This is a genomic window from Streptococcus sp. ST14 (assembly GCF_046098195.1).
In the GTDB taxonomy this organism is placed as follows: Bacteria; Bacillota; Bacilli; order Lactobacillales; family Streptococcaceae; genus Streptococcus.
In genome coordinates this window covers 1-14,511 of record NZ_JBJUSF010000001.1, presented here as the reverse complement: position 1 = coordinate 14,511, position 14,511 = coordinate 1, and the positions used below count along the sequence as shown (strand labels likewise).

Sequence of the window (14,511 nt, the reverse complement as noted above, 5' to 3'; positions counted from 1 at the left end):
AGATACTCACTTAATCAGAAGGACAACTTTGTTGCACTTGACTTGACAATTAGGGTACTTATAATTTTTTGCATACTTTTCCTTTTCATTTTTCCGAAAATATTTAATCTTCTAGGAATAATCAAAAAGAAAGTTCACCAGAACCTTCTTTTCGATTATATAATATTCTACATTGTACACAAATCATAATCATGACGAAATCTAATTTGATCTCAACTAATAATCCGTTTTGCATTTTTTCAACTATTATTTATTTTCATCTGATTTGTTTCACAAATTGAAATAGCTTTCCTAAACCATAGCATATTAGAAAAACAAAAATCGTCCCAAATTTAAGAATGTAAGTATTAGAAATTAACACTGTAAATATCAAAATAACAAACTGGTGCGTTATGTAAATAAAAGTGGTGTATTTTTCTCCAATTTCATTCAGTATTCCAATGTCAATAGCATTAGGTTTTTTTATTGCAAATAACATCAACATTATTACAGCAAGTATTGAACTTATATAAAGTTCAAAAGAATTACCTAAACTGTGATACTCAAAAAATACTAGCATTGGATATATAATCATTCCCAAGATTAATAATTTATTTATCACTCGACAATTAATAATCCTCTTTTTTATCTGTGCCAAGAAATTCCCTATTCCAAAGAACGGTATTCCCATAAATAAAAAATTTCTGTAAAAAATTGAATCATTAATCATGAATTCAATAATAAAAGCAAGTAGCAAAAGTATAGCAATCACTTGTTTCCTAAACAGCAATCTCTTGTTAGAAAAATAAAGGTAAATATAGATATATAGTATAGCATATAGATACCAAAGTGGTGTAGCCAGAGAACCTATTAAATCTGATATTCTATTAAAAAATATAAACCTTATGATATTCGTAAAACTAAAAGTCTGAAAAGGAAATTGCAAATTATTTTCTTTCCATAATGTATAGATAAAAATAGCTGCATAAAAAAATGTACTTATTAATGTTAATCTAAATATTTTTTTTATTCTTTGCTGTATTTTAGACTTTGAAATATTATATGAATAAAAACCAGAAATCAAAAAAAACATTGGTACTGCAAATCGTGCAATTATCTGATAAACAGCTCCAATTTTTCCTGGTAGCCATATATGTATAGCAACCACACTAAAACAGGCTAATGTTTTAATAGCATGTAAAGTGGTATTATCCATTACTTTATTCTCTTTAGTCTCCATCTTCCTCCACCTAAAAATGCAAAACTCTAGACTCAATGTGCTCTCTATAATAAATTATTAAAAATATAAATGCAACATTTTCACTCTATATTTAGTCTGCTAAATTCTCTTTAATTTTAGTTGTTGAAATTTCTTTCGTTCTGGGCAAATAGACTACTTCAACGCCTTCTTCTTTTAGATAATCAAATTTACCTTTCCAATCATCGCCCATTACAAAAGTATCAATATGATACTCTTTTACATCTGATTTTTTTTGTTCCCAACTAGTTTCAGGTATTACTAGATCTACATATCGTATTGCCTCAACTAAATTTTTTCTATGTTCATAATTAAAATAACAAATTTTATTTTTTTCTTTTAAATTGAACTCATCACTTGAAACAACTACAATTAAATAATCGCCTAATTGCTTTGCTCTTTTTAACAAATTAATATGCCCATAATGGAGCAAATCAAAAGTCCCATAAGTAATTACTCTTTTCATATCCTATTCCTCTTATCTAACTTTCGTTTTTAGTTTCTTTATAATTGATTCACTATCCACTCTGCACACTTCCTTGCAGCATCTCCATCATCAAATCGTCTGTTCTTTAATTTATAATCATCGATACATTCATGATAATCCATTTTTGAAAATCTAGAAATTTGTTCAACTAATTCAAGATTTGTATAACATTTAATAAATGGAAGATTGTTGAAATTTGGATTTAGTGGTCTTAATTTTGTATACTCCTCATAATCTGGCATATACAAAAATATAGTTCTATTTAACAACATAAAATCTATCGGTGCTGATGAATAGTCTGAAATCATAATATCAGCTGCAAACATCAAATCCTGCGGATCCGGATAATCTGTCACATTAATTAATCTTTCATCATCATTTTTAAAAAATGTATTATCAACATTTGGATGAAAACGAATCAACACTCTAACTTCTTTATTATAGAATTTTTGAAACGAACTGATTACCTTATCATAATCGAGATTATACGCTTTTGTTGATCCATTATCCCTAAAAGTAGGCATATATAAAACGACTAGTTCATCTAAAGAGATATTATATCTAGCTCTGACGATTTGATTTGTGTGACTTATTTTCTCACTATAAAAGAAATCATCATTTCTTGGTAAACCATATTCCAAAATTTCAACATTGTCATCTAGCCAAAATGATTTTTTAAACTGTTCTGTTTGCAATTGGCAACTAGAAATGATTCCATCAGATATCCTACCATCGTATTTCGCCATTACAAGATAGGATTTTGAAAGTGTTGATTCTACATCCTTTTCGACTAATTTAACGCCATCAGATCCATGCCACGTCTGTAAGTAGATTTGCTTTTTTCTTTTCCAAGGACGATCGGAATTTCTGATATTATCGACCCAAATTTTAGCTGTACTCCACTCCAAAAAAGCTCTCCAACTTCCATATCGTACCTTTCTAACCCCATCAGGCACAGAAGTACTCATATCCTTTGTTAACCAAACTATATCAAGATTCTTATCCTGCTTTAATAGTTCATCAGCAATATACTTTGGATTGTCCCCATATCCTCGACCACCAAAGTTATCAAATACTAGCTTTCTTTTATTTAAAGGTAGCCAACTAAATGGGTAAAACATTAATCTTTTTAATAATAATTTATAATATCTTTTCATATCCAATCTTTCGTTTGATCTTTTCCCTCAATAACTTAAAATGTAAGTTTCTTGACATTAAAATATAGCTACAACTGAAAGCAACATATACGAATCCGCCCAAAGCTATGAGTAAAATAAGACTCACTATATTATAGGGTAAATGAGTTTTGAGCACTATAATAACCAGGTACATAATCAGACCAAATAGGTAGAATATCAAACCGTTTTTCAAATATCTTTTTAAATTTAAGTCTCTTCTAACTGACCAAAACTGCATTCCAGACAACACAAATTCTGCCAATACTGTACTAACTGTTGCTCCCATAGCACCAAAAGGTTTTATAAAAAAACAGTTTAACACTAGATTAACAACCGCTCCCGCGATTAGAGACACTACATAATCTTTATCTTTAGCTCTAGGAATCAAATACTGAGTTCTAATGATATTTCCTAAAACAGAAAAGACAAAAGCCGGAGACATAGCAGCAATCAATCTTCCTGATTCAAGAAACTCTTCTCCCCAAAATATAATGGAAAAAATATCAGATACCGATATTAGTCCAAACATCAATACACTAGAAATAATCATCACGTATAAAATTGTTACCTCTATGTAGTATTTACTCTTTTCTTCTTGTCCTTCTGCTAGTAAATAGGAAGTTCTCGGCAACATAACAGCCCCTAAGGCCGCAATCAAAGCTTTAGGAATTTCAATAATTCTACCTGCATTGTCATAAAATCCAACCTGCTTTACGTCAACCATTAAACCAAGCATATATTTATCCATATTAGTAAAAATACTAATGGCTAGTACAGGAATAAAAAGAATTAAAATTGGCTTGATATGAGGTAATAATTCCTTTAATTGAATCTTTTTCCAAGACAATACTCCTTTTAATTGTCCCCATAGTAAAAGTTGACCAACTAAAGTTACTGACCCATTTATAAATGTATACTTCCATAGATCTGTACTTTGACGTACACATAAAAAAATTAAAAATAATCCTAAAAGTTTAACTAATGTGTTCCTAAAAACGATTTGTTTAAAATTTTCTAATCCATAGAAAAACCAAGTAATATCAACAGCATTTGATAACAATAAAAAGAGTTGTAATATTGCAATAACCTTGTAATGTACTGCCCCAAAATATAGATAAGCAATATAAGTTATAGTTACCAGAATAGACATTATTAACTGGATAGAATAGATACTCCAAAATGTTTTTGATAGAATATCTTCTCCTTCTCGCTTAACAGTCGCAATTGTTCTATTCCCGTAATTTGCAATCCCCAGGAGCATAAACATCATAAAGTAAAGTGCAACTGACATCGTAAAAGAATGAATACCTAGATTTTCAGCACCTAATACTCGTGATAAATAGGGAGAAGTTATTAAAGGAACAGCAATACCAATCAACTGATATCCCATATTATAAGCTAAATTTTTACTGATCTTATTACTCATTTGTCCCAACTTTCGAAGAAATTATAAACTTATAAAAGGTATCCACACCACTAGAATAATCGAGGTGATGGTTTAATTTATGAAACACTGATATATTTTTTATTTGTTCCCATCGTTTTTCCGAAAATTGATTATTTAGCTCAAAGTGAAGTGTGTGAGGAGAATGATTATTAAAGGTAGGGACAGCAATCCATTCTGCTGGATAATGTTCCGTAGCAATTGTAAAGAATATGTGAAATAAAAAATAATTACATAAACTATTATTTCTCTTCCAATACTCCCAGAGAAGTTTTCTCGTATACAGTAATATAGGATGGTTACTAAATGACGAAATTAACCAACTTGATGCAACAACGGCTTGGGAATCCTTCCGAGATAAATCTAACGATTTATATACAAAAAGGGGTAATTCAAGATTTGTAAAATCTCCTCCGGTATTCAACACAGTTGCATCCACCCATAATCCACCATGACGACATAGAAGTTCTACCCGAAGAATATCAGAATAGTGAGCACGAGAAATCCAGCCCTTTTTATATTTATCAATGATATAATCTGGGATATCTGTATAATCACTAATATTTTCTTCTGTTAGTACTATAATCTCTCTTCCAGGAAAATATGTTCTCATTGATTGAATACATGTTCTAATTAACTCTGGAGCGCTTTCTTCACCTTGAAACCAACAAATCCAAACTTTATTCGAAATGTTCATATCATTTTTCTGTTCACTTTCAGTCAACGAAATATGGCTAAATTGTCGCTTCATTTTTCTATAAGCAATATCAATATCTTGTTGAAAAGCTATATTTTGATTACTGATAACATATATCGGAAACATTCTATGAATTTTATTTTTCAATTTACTAAAAAAAGAGCGATTGTTAATAGAAGCTAAAATTTTTTCCAGCATTATTTCTCCTCACACCCTACATTACTTTTGATTTTACATAAGCTGCTAAACGAATATTTATATATCCTAAAATATTCTGTACAATTAGCTTCTTATCGTCGTTCTGTGTATATTTAACAATTTTTCTAAACTGTTGTTGCAAGTATTTTAAAAAAGCTACATTCAAGACATTGTAATGACTAGCGGTTGTTGTAACAATCCAATTACAATACTGTTGACACGAACGTTGGTGTAAAAAGGAATTCTTTTTTTCTGCATAAAATTCAATACGCGATGTATGCATTTTATCCTTCATCTTTATTTTTTCTAAAGTCATATTACTTTGTACAATGCTTCCTTTTCGTTGAACGTATAAATATAACGGCTCCTCTACAATTGATACCCTTTTACACTCCCAAAACAGAGGATAGTTAAGAAATTCATCTTCATACAACATGCCTTTTTTAAATTTTAACTTTTCAAATAAAGTTGATCGATAAAGCTTATTCCAAGCAACAACATAACGATAACCATTTGACGTTAACACTTTCTCTAATACTTGTTGACCAGATAAACATATTTTATCATTATCTAGTATCTCATCTTTTATCTTTTCACCCGTTTCATCAACCAATGAAAAAGAACATATAGACACCTCTGAATTATTGTTTTTTAGAGAATGATACAACTTCCACACATAATCCTTAGATATATAATCATCGCTATCAATAAACGATACATATTGACCTCTTATATGTTCTATTCCAAAGTTTCGAGCATCTGATAAACCACCGTTTTCTTTATGAAACACTCTTATTCTAGAATCAATTTTAATAAACGAATCACAAATATTTCCACTATTGTCTGTACTTCCATCATCAACCAATAGTATCTCAATATTGTCATAAGTTTGATTCAAAATGCTTTCTACTGATTTTTTTAAATATTTTTCTACATTATAGACTGGGACGATAATGCTTACTAAATCTTCCATAAATGATTCATCCTTCAATATTTTAATCGCTTTTTCTTCCACCATTCTTTGAATGAGTAAAAAGAATAGATTAATAAGGGGATTTTAGACTTCAGCAAATAAAAAATAACCATCTCATTCAGATTTTTAGGCTTCTTTTCTTTACTCACTTTCTCATCTAAAAATGGTCTATATTTTTTTAATTGTTGTGCAATATTATCCCATTTTTCTTTTGAGGAATACGGAGAATCGAATTTAAATAAGTTATTTACATATAAACTAGCAAGGTAAAATCTAAAATCCATATGTTGCTTATAGTAGTTCTCCTCAATTTTAGGATAAACTTCTAATAATTGATTCCATAATTGATTCTGAATCAATAAGGAGTGTTCAATATTATTCACATAACGCTTAGATAATGACTTGGGATTAACATTTTGAACATTATAATACACACCATCAATTACTGCAATACTTCTTGAGACCATCAAGTATTGATAGACAAATGACATATCTTCCCCTAGTGACATCTCAGTCGAAAAAGTAATGTTATTTTCTTCAATCCTTCTACGAAGAAATAATTTAGCACAAACACTTCTCGGAAAAATATCCACAAAATGATTTCCTATTTCCTCTTTTGTTCGTGCAATAAATGAAGCTGACTTATTCTCGTTACCACCGTATTGAGTTGTGGCAGGCTCTTTATGCCAACAAGATAAAAGATCAATTTTATTTTTTTTAGCAAACTGATACATTTTATAAAGTATACCATCATCTAAAACATCATCTGAATCTAGGAAAAATACATACTCTCCACTTGCATGAGATAATCCCTTATTTCTAGCAGCAGATACCCCTTTATTAAGCTGATGAAAAATCTTAATTTTGGGATTAACATTGTACTGTTCTAAAATTTCTGCTGTAGAATCATTGGACCCATCATTCACCAGAATCACTTCAAGAGATTCTAAATTTTGCTTTAGGGCACTATCAACACAATTTTTTATTGTTTTTTCAGCATTGTATATTGGTATAACCACTGATACTTCAATTTTCATCTAAATCTCCTCTGATTGAATTAGTAGATTTATAAACAACATTACCTAATCCAAGAAAGAAAAATACAATATATGTAGACCTCGTAAATGTACTATTCCACACAACAATGCTCATCATCACTACAAAAGCTATTATTGATACAATCAGTCTTTCACATTGCATATCTTTATCTCTAGTAAAAGTTCCTCTTATAAATAATGATAACAAGAATAAATAAAGAAGGACTACGGAAATAAAACCACCATCTGCAAGCATTTTACCCAGTTCATAGATATAATTAACAGAGTATGACCCCAAACCTTTTCCAAATATGGCACTAACATAATCATGATAAAATAAGTTATCCCATAAAAAGGAAATAGTATTGGTTCGTCCCGCAAAGTCTGTTCGGTTTTCATAGGATAATGCCTTTGTAACATTAAAAAAAGTATACAAATTATCAGGCAAAACCATTTCAATAATTTTATAGGCAACCAAAAAAAGAAGAGATATTCCTACAGTTGTACTAATTATACGTGCCTTTCTAACTGTTTTTGATTTTTGAAATATAAAAATTAGGAAAATAGAGAATATAAAAATAACGAAAAAAATCTTTATTTCTGCCAATGCACATATTATACAGGAAATAGCAATCAATATTAACGACTTCATCGCTTTCCATTTGCCATATAGATAATAAACAATAGATAAAATACTTAAGGCTAAACAATAGAATCCTTGAATTCCATTTGCATAATTAGTGAAACCAAAAATACCATTGGTAAAATCAGGATGTAAATGTAATACTAAATGTTGGTATAAAACTAACAATAAATTAAATATCTGTGCAACGTAAGCAGTATCAATTAAAGATGAAAAAGTTCTGTCATCTAAATAACTGTTCGTCATGTAATAAACAAGAAATGCTCCTAGTATATATCTTATTCTTGCAACAAAATCATATACATTGAGATTTCCCCAACTAAAACTAATTAATAAAAATAGTATTAAGAAAATAAAAAAGACTATACTGACGTGAGGATTTTTAATTTTAATCTTACCCGAAGAATAGGAATCAAATATAACAAATAAAACCGATACCAATAGCAATAAATCTGGTATCGTAAACAATAGTGATGAAGGAAAATAGGAATATATTAACTCACTACATAACGAATATATGAATAGCAACTTGATACAAATATTTATAAACTTATTCGTCCTTAACATAGCTTGTCCCCATTAAATCGTCAATCATATCTATAAAGTTCTCCATAAATAGGTTATTATTAGTTTTCAAATCTGTACTTTGTTGTTCATTTATTTTTGAAATACATGCCATAAGATCACTTATATTCGTAATGACTGTTAAATTATAGATATTTAATACTTTCTCAACAAATTCCATCTGATGATCATTCACATGCTCGCCAAATTTTTCTTGTCTAGGTACTACAATCGGTCTCTTTCCCTTAGAAATCACTCCCATAAATGTTGCTGGACCACCATGTGTAATGACAATATCTGCTTCATCCATATATTGATTCATCTCATCATAAGAAATCAAAGCTTTCCATTGGCAGTGCACTGGTTCATAATCTGAAAAACCAGTCTGAATAATAACTTCATCCTGAATAAGTCCCTCACCTTTTAATCTATCAACCTCTTTAATAAGTCGATTAAACTGTTGCTCATGAGTACCTACTGTCACAAAAATCATTAGAAAATTCCTCCGAGATTGATTGCTTTCGGATATACTTTTTTCATTTCCTCCCACTGAACTACGAACTTATCTGTTACTGGATATACCAATTTCCCTGTTAAGGTTGGCGCATCAATACGGTCAAAAACTTCAATGTAGACTGTTTTAGCACCAAATAGTTTCCCTAGATAGAAGAAAGGAACTGCCACAGCAGCCCCTGATGAGATGATAACATCAGGGCGTTCCTTTCTCAAAATATTGAAAGCAAGAATCGTATTTTTAATAAGATTTTTCAAATTACGATTAGTAGGATAATGACAAGGATAAAATGTCTCATTTCCCAAGACACTTCTTGCATCCTCTTTATCAAAAGTAACCCAAAATCTTTCCTTATCTTTCCAGAAAGGTTTTAATAGATATAAATGAGTTAGATGACCTCCACTAGATCCAACTAAACATATTTTCATTTCCTATTTCGCTCCATCCTTCATCAATACAACCTTAACTGTCTTCAATAAAATTTCAATATCTTTCCAGATTGTCCAACCATCAATATAGGCCACATCTAATTTGACAACTTCATCGAAATTCTTGATCTCACTTCGTCCGCTGACCTGCCATAACCCTGTTATGCCAGGTTTAAAACTTAGGCGACGTTTTTGTTCTGGGGTATAGTGCTCATACTCGTCCACTGTTGGTGGTCGTGTACCTACCAAACTCATATCTCCCTTTAGAACATTGTAAAACTGTGGTAGCTCGTCCAAGCTAGTCTTCCTTATAAAATGACCAATTTTCGTAATACGTGGGTCATCATCGACCTTAAACATTCCACCCTGCATGGTATTTTGTTCCATGAGTTCTCTTTTTTTATCCTCAGCATCTACACACATAGAGCGAAACTTATAAAAAGTGAACTGGCGGCCATTTTTCCCAATACGCGTCTGAGCAAAAATAGCAGTGCCTCCATCCTTTCGAATCAAAGGAACCAGCACAACACTGACTAGACCACATAATATCAAACCTACCAGGGAACCGATAATATCAATAATCCGCTTAGCAATCACGTGGCTAGTCTTATAAAATGTTGTAGAAAAAGTCACAACGTTTAATCCTGCCATCTCACGAATTTGCTTGTTACGTGCCAAACTACGATCAAAAGCATTTAGATTGACTGTTACATCAATTCCCATCGTTTCAAACTGAGAGACAAGCTCTCCAATATTGTATTTTTCACTCGGAAGATTGATAAAGACCTCATCGACAACTTCATGAGTAGCAAAGTCTAAGATGTTCTCAGCAGGTACAACGGTTAAGGTTTGATGCTGAAAATCAGGCCGGTCTAAAACACTGACCGCCACCAAATTCCAAAAAATTTCTCCCGACTCTATCAGCCTATCGATGACTTTTTCGACCCTAGAGGTCGCTGTTATCAAGAATATCTTCTTACTCCCCTTGAGATTTGGAAAGATGCTTTTTCTATAGCGTTTAATGCATAGATTCAACAAATACAACAGAATAGAGTGTATTGTCAAAAAATAAATCATTCCTCGTCTAGAGATACTAAAACGATCTTCTAAGAAAAAATTCGAAATACTGATAGCTAAAGCAAAGAATACGATATACTTTGTAGTGTTGATAAACTCTGCTAAATAGCCTCTTTTAAAAAAATCATGCCCATAATCACTGATATAAAACACAAAAAAATGAAGAATGAACAAGATAATAACAGAAGTATTTACAATCTCTGTTTCCTTTACAAAACTAAGTAAATATGCTAATAAAATGACAAGAAAACTCTGGATTGCCGCCAAAGTAATCTTCAATCCCTTTTCTTCCATAATATCTTCCCTAAACTATTTATTATTTTTTGCCATAATTCCCATAGTTTCCATAAGCACCGTAGGAACCATATTTTTCAACAGATGTATTCAATTTATTGAGCACAATTCCTAAGAATGGTTTGCTTGTTTGTTCGAGCTGCCCTTTCGCCTTTTGAACATCTCTTCTATTAGCTTCACCTACTGCCGTTACCAAAACAGAAGCATCACATTTTTGAGTGACGATAGCTGCATCGATGACAACTCCGATTGGCGCTGTATCCACGATGATGTAATCAAAGTACTTACGCAAGGTATCAAGCATGGTTGCAAAATTTTCACTTTGTAGCAAGGCTGTTGGGTTTGGTGATATAGAACCCGCTTGAATAACAAACAAGTTTTCAACATTGGTATCACATAGCCCTTGTGATAGGTCTGTCGTCCCAGATAAGAACTCTGTTAGTCCAGTAATCTTCTCGCGTGATTTAAAAACACCTGACATGACAGAATTACGAATATCTGCATCGATTAACAGTGTCTTATAGCCCGCACGCGCAAAGGCCCAAGCAATATTTGTAGAAGCAGTTGACTTCCCTTCTCTCGGTTTCACAGACGTAATAGAAATTACTTTCAAGTTATTCCCACTCAATTGTATATTGGTACGAAGTGCATTGTAATACTCTTCAGCTTTTCTTGCCAAATCTAATTTTTTTTGTACAATCTCTAATGTTGGCATCTCTCTCTCCTATTTCAATTTATCCAAATTTGGAACTACTCCCAATAGCGCAATTTGCATCACATCTTCGATATCTTCTGGACGTTTTACTCGTGTATCCAAGAGCTCAACTAGGAGAACAGTGACAACCATTACAACTGCTCCAGCAAGAAAGCCGACCATGGTATTGCGACGGATATTTGGAGAAGATGGGGATGTTGCAGGACGCGCTTCTTCAAGTGTTGTCACATCTGAAACTCGCGTGACACTGATGATTTTTTGAGCAGCAACCTCTCTCAAAGAGTTAGCGATACGGCTCGCTTCCTCAGGTGCACGATCAGTAACAGAGATAGAAACAATACGCGTATCCACTGGAACTGTTACCTTAATTTTACCAGCTAGACCTTTTGGAGGGAGATCTAATTTCAAATCAGTCGCAACTTTTTCTAAAACGTCTTGCGAGAGAATGATTTCACGATAGTCTTTTACCAAGTATGATCCCGCTTGCAAGTCTTGGTTGGTCAAACCAGGCTTATCTCCCTGATTACGGTTGACCACATAAATGCGGGTAGTACTGGTAAACTCTGGTTTCACAATAAAACTATTGTAGGCAAATGCTACTGACCCTGTCACGAATGCTACCAAGACAATCAGCAATTTTCGTTTCCATAGAATTTTTAACAAGTGGAATACATCAATTTCCATAATATTCTTTTCTTTCATTTTTTCTCCTAAATTAGTTGATCCATTATGATTTTTCTTGGGTTCTCTTTAAAGAGTTCCTTGGCCTTGTTTTCACCGTATTTTTTGGCAATGATATCATAGGCTTCTTCCATATGAGGCGGTCTATGATCCAAGTTGTGCATATCACTAGCGATTACATGAACGAGGTCACGCTCTAAGAAATACTGAGCTCTCTTTTTCATGAATTTATAAGTTTCTCCGAAGAGTTTAGGTTTCAAGACATGAGAACTATTGACTTGAGTATAACATCCCATGTCAATCAGCTCTTGCACGCGCTTTTCATTGTTTTCTAAAGCATCATAGCGTTCAATGTGGGCAATGACAGGCGTAATACCCAGCATTAGAATATCACTCAGTCCCTTATGCATGTCTCGATAGGGTGTATTCATGCTAAATTCAATCAAGGCATAGCGACTATCGTTTAGCGTGGGGATTAATTTCTTTTCCAACTTCTCAACGACATCCGGAGTATAGTAGATTTCAGCCCCATAGGCAATGATTAGGTCATTAGCAACTTCCTTAGCCATTTCTCTTACCTTGAGAAAGTTGGTTGCGATCTTTTCTTCAGGAGTTTCAAACATTCCTTTTCGTCTATGCGATGTTGAAACGATAGTTCGCACTCCTTGACTATAGGCCTCTCTTAGAAGGTTTTTACTTTCCTCTATCGACTTTGGACCATCGTCCACATCAAAAACGATGTGCGAATGAATATCGATCATTCTACTTCCCCTCCATCACATCATTAATAGCAGCTTTGACAGATGCAAGGCTACTATCGTCAATTTCCATCATGTAGAGGTTACTATCTGGCATAGCGTAAGAAGGAAGATCCATACGACCAGTCCCCTTCAAGTCTTGAGAGTTGACTTTGTAATTTCCTCCACTCTCTAACTGAGTATTAACTAGATCCATCATTGTTTCCAAAGGCATATTGGTTTGAAGAGAATCTTGCAATCCTTTAATGATATTGTCATAGTTCTTCAAAGCCTCAGTTGATGTTAATTTCTGAATAATAGCTACAATAACCTTTTGTTGGTTTCGTCCACGGTCACGATCTCCATCTGCTAGAGAGTAGCGCTCACGAACAAATCCCAGAGCCTGCTCAGAATCTAAGTGGACATTTCCTACTGGATAGTACTTCCCATTAGTGTGTGCGGTAAATTCTTGATCATTATAAACATCAATCCCTCCTAAAAGGTCAATCAACTTCAAAAAAGAAGTGAAGTTCAAACGGACGTAGTAATTGATATCCACACCATATAGGTTTTCCAGGGTATGAATCGACGAGTCTACTCCATAAATCCCTGCATGGGTCAATTTATCCTTTTGATTGTTTCCTCCATCCGCAATTGGAACATAGGAATCACGAGGAGTTGTAGTCAGAAGGATTTTTTTGGTATCACGGTTCACCGTCATCAAAATATTTACATCTGAACGCGAAACTGAGCTGATTGGACCGTAGGTATCAATACCACTCACATAAATATTGAAAGCTTTATTCTTCGATACCTTAGGTGCAGCAACTTCTTTAATTAAATTTTTAGTGTATATTTTCTTGATTTTAGAAGCATAATCAGGATACTCCGCTTCAATAATATTTTCAAAGACACTATTTAAGACGATTGCTTTCGTTTCACCAGAAAGCAGACTCTTATAAGCTGCTAGATAAGAAGTCACATTCTCAACTGTCAAGTCCTTATTTTGGCTGGTCTTAATATCTGCTAACAACTTTTGAATATTGTCATTGTCTGTCTCTGTTGGTCCCGTAACCGTATCCAGTTGGGTCACATTATTGATCTCACTATCTTTCAAAACGACCACACTAATCGAATACTCTGAGTAATTTGACGTCGAATTGATATGATTGGTAAAACCGACAAACTGTTGCAAAGCATAGAGAGAAAATGAACTAACTAAGATGGCAAGCGTCAAAAAGAAGACCGTAAACTTCTCAGCTTTTTTATAAACAATCAGCAGTAGTCCTACTAAAGCAGCTAATAAAACGAGAACTGCAGAAATAATATTCAGGTATCTAAAAGCTAAAATGTTGTGTCTAAAAATCAAGAACAGCAAAAAACCACCCAACAATAGATAAATGGTTAATAAGACTATGTTAATATTTCGTTTCATGTTGCCAGAACGAGTTCTCTTTGAACGTCTATTCATGTTAATCCCCTATACGTTAATAATTAGGATTATTATATCACAATTATGAAAGAAATTCAAGTCAAGTCCAGACTCCTGTGTAAAATGCTATACAATGTTTTTACCATTTCTACTTATCAAAATTGATGTATTTTCT

At 32.8% G+C, this 14,511-nt stretch carries 15 protein-coding genes; all 15 read right to left on the bottom strand.

Translation table 11 applies throughout. The features are described from left to right. Positions 1–256 precede the first annotated feature (256 nt). The 15 genes from ACIY19_RS00075 to ACIY19_RS00005 all read right to left on the bottom strand — a co-directional run bounded on the left by ACIY19_RS00075 (position 257) and on the right by ACIY19_RS00005 (position 14,375). Positions 257–1,219, bottom strand: a complete 963-nt coding sequence (locus ACIY19_RS00075) for an acyltransferase family protein (RefSeq protein WP_409002391.1) — start codon at positions 1,217–1,219, stop codon at positions 257–259. Positions 1,220–1,310: 91 nt separating this feature from the next. Continuing rightward, on the bottom strand, positions 1,311–1,703 hold the full coding sequence (gene tagD, locus ACIY19_RS00070) for a glycerol-3-phosphate cytidylyltransferase (protein WP_409002390.1): 393 nt from the start codon (positions 1,701–1,703) through the stop codon (positions 1,311–1,313). Positions 1,704–1,741: 38 nt separating this feature from the next. Further along, entirely contained in the window at positions 1,742–2,881 is a 1,140-nt protein-coding gene (locus ACIY19_RS00065) for a CDP-glycerol glycerophosphotransferase family protein (RefSeq protein ID WP_084941086.1), read from the bottom strand. After that, complete coding sequence (locus ACIY19_RS00060) at positions 2,865–4,328, bottom strand: flippase (RefSeq protein ID WP_409002389.1); 1,464 nt, start codon at positions 4,326–4,328, stop codon at positions 2,865–2,867. Before ACIY19_RS00060 ends, ACIY19_RS00065 begins: the two co-directional genes overlap by 17 nt. Next, complete coding sequence (locus ACIY19_RS00055; RefSeq protein ID WP_409002388.1) at positions 4,321–5,241, bottom strand: capsular polysaccharide synthesis protein; 921 nt, start codon at positions 5,239–5,241, stop codon at positions 4,321–4,323. The genes ACIY19_RS00060 and ACIY19_RS00055 overlap by 8 nt, the downstream gene beginning before the upstream one ends. A gap of 16 nt (positions 5,242–5,257) precedes the next feature. Next, positions 5,258–6,214 (bottom strand): glycosyltransferase, encoded by a 957-nt coding sequence (locus ACIY19_RS00050; RefSeq protein ID WP_009729797.1) that lies wholly within the window; start codon positions 6,212–6,214, stop codon positions 5,258–5,260. 14 nt (positions 6,215–6,228) lie between these two features. After that, a complete protein-coding gene (locus tag ACIY19_RS00045) occupies positions 6,229–7,251 on the bottom strand; it encodes a glycosyltransferase family 2 protein (protein WP_409002387.1) in 1,023 nt (340 codons plus the stop codon). Next, complete coding sequence (locus ACIY19_RS00040; RefSeq protein ID WP_409002386.1) at positions 7,241–8,335, bottom strand: beta-carotene 15,15'-monooxygenase; 1,095 nt, start codon at positions 8,333–8,335, stop codon at positions 7,241–7,243. The genes ACIY19_RS00045 and ACIY19_RS00040 overlap by 11 nt, the downstream gene beginning before the upstream one ends. 109 nt (positions 8,336–8,444) lie before the next feature. Next, complete coding sequence (locus tag ACIY19_RS00035; RefSeq protein WP_409002385.1) at positions 8,445–8,951, bottom strand: glycosyltransferase; 507 nt, start codon at positions 8,949–8,951, stop codon at positions 8,445–8,447. Continuing rightward, a complete protein-coding gene (gene pssD, locus ACIY19_RS00030) occupies positions 8,951–9,400 on the bottom strand; it encodes a PssD/Cps14F family polysaccharide biosynthesis glycosyltransferase (RefSeq protein WP_409002384.1) in 450 nt (149 codons plus the stop codon). Before pssD ends, ACIY19_RS00035 begins: the two co-directional genes overlap by 1 nt. A gap of 3 nt (positions 9,401–9,403) precedes the next feature. Next, positions 9,404–10,771, bottom strand: coding sequence for a sugar transferase (locus ACIY19_RS00025; RefSeq protein WP_409002383.1), 1,368 nt, complete (start codon positions 10,769–10,771; stop codon positions 9,404–9,406). Between the two features lie 22 nt (positions 10,772–10,793). After that, the gene (locus ACIY19_RS00020; protein ID WP_409002382.1) at positions 10,794–11,486 is read right to left on the bottom strand and encodes a tyrosine-protein kinase; all 693 of its coding nucleotides are present in this window, start codon (positions 11,484–11,486) and stop codon (positions 10,794–10,796) included. A gap of 9 nt (positions 11,487–11,495) precedes the next feature. After that, positions 11,496–12,188 (bottom strand): capsular polysaccharide biosynthesis protein CpsC, encoded by a 693-nt coding sequence (gene cpsC / locus ACIY19_RS00015; RefSeq protein ID WP_268705603.1) that lies wholly within the window; start codon positions 12,186–12,188, stop codon positions 11,496–11,498. An 8-nt stretch (positions 12,189–12,196) separates the two neighbouring features. Continuing rightward, positions 12,197–12,928 (bottom strand): capsular polysaccharide biosynthesis protein Cps4B, encoded by a 732-nt coding sequence (gene cps4B, locus ACIY19_RS00010; RefSeq protein WP_268705604.1) that lies wholly within the window; start codon positions 12,926–12,928, stop codon positions 12,197–12,199. A gap of 1 nt (position 12,929) precedes the next feature. Continuing rightward, the gene (locus ACIY19_RS00005; protein ID WP_409002381.1) at positions 12,930–14,375 is read right to left on the bottom strand and encodes an LCP family protein; all 1,446 of its coding nucleotides are present in this window, start codon (positions 14,373–14,375) and stop codon (positions 12,930–12,932) included. Positions 14,376–14,511: the final 136 nt, after the last annotated feature.

What these genes read in the sequence shown, in the direction of transcription:
- ACIY19_RS00075 (WP_409002391.1), bottom strand. Translation starts at nt 1,219, where the DNA reads ATGGAGACTAAAGAGAATAAAGTAATGGATAATACCACTTTACATGCT.
- tagD (WP_409002390.1), bottom strand. Translation starts at nt 1,703, where the DNA reads ATGAAAAGAGTAATTACTTATGGGACTTTTGATTTGCTCCATTATGGG.
- ACIY19_RS00065 (WP_084941086.1), bottom strand. Translation starts at nt 2,881, where the DNA reads ATGAAAAGATATTATAAATTATTATTAAAAAGATTAATGTTTTACCCA.
- ACIY19_RS00060 (WP_409002389.1), bottom strand. Translation starts at nt 4,328, where the DNA reads ATGAGTAATAAGATCAGTAAAAATTTAGCTTATAATATGGGATATCAG.
- ACIY19_RS00055 (WP_409002388.1), bottom strand. Translation starts at nt 5,241, where the DNA reads ATGCTGGAAAAAATTTTAGCTTCTATTAACAATCGCTCTTTTTTTAGT.
- ACIY19_RS00050 (WP_009729797.1), bottom strand. Translation starts at nt 6,214, where the DNA reads ATGGAAGATTTAGTAAGCATTATCGTCCCAGTCTATAATGTAGAAAAA.
- ACIY19_RS00045 (WP_409002387.1), bottom strand. Translation starts at nt 7,251, where the DNA reads ATGAAAATTGAAGTATCAGTGGTTATACCAATATACAATGCTGAAAAA.
- ACIY19_RS00035 (WP_409002385.1), bottom strand. Translation starts at nt 8,951, where the DNA reads ATGATTTTTGTGACAGTAGGTACTCATGAGCAACAGTTTAATCGACTT.
- pssD (WP_409002384.1), bottom strand. Translation starts at nt 9,400, where the DNA reads ATGAAAATATGTTTAGTTGGATCTAGTGGAGGTCATCTAACTCATTTA.
- ACIY19_RS00025 (WP_409002383.1), bottom strand. Translation starts at nt 10,771, where the DNA reads ATGGAAGAAAAGGGATTGAAGATTACTTTGGCGGCAATCCAGAGTTTT.
- ACIY19_RS00020 (WP_409002382.1), bottom strand. Translation starts at nt 11,486, where the DNA reads ATGCCAACATTAGAGATTGTACAAAAAAAATTAGATTTGGCAAGAAAA.
- cpsC (WP_268705603.1), bottom strand. Translation starts at nt 12,188, where the DNA reads ATGAAAGAAAAGAATATTATGGAAATTGATGTATTCCACTTGTTAAAA.
- cps4B (WP_268705604.1), bottom strand. Translation starts at nt 12,928, where the DNA reads ATGATCGATATTCATTCGCACATCGTTTTTGATGTGGACGATGGTCCA.
- ACIY19_RS00005 (WP_409002381.1), bottom strand. Translation starts at nt 14,375, where the DNA reads ATGAATAGACGTTCAAAGAGAACTCGTTCTGGCAACATGAAACGAAAT.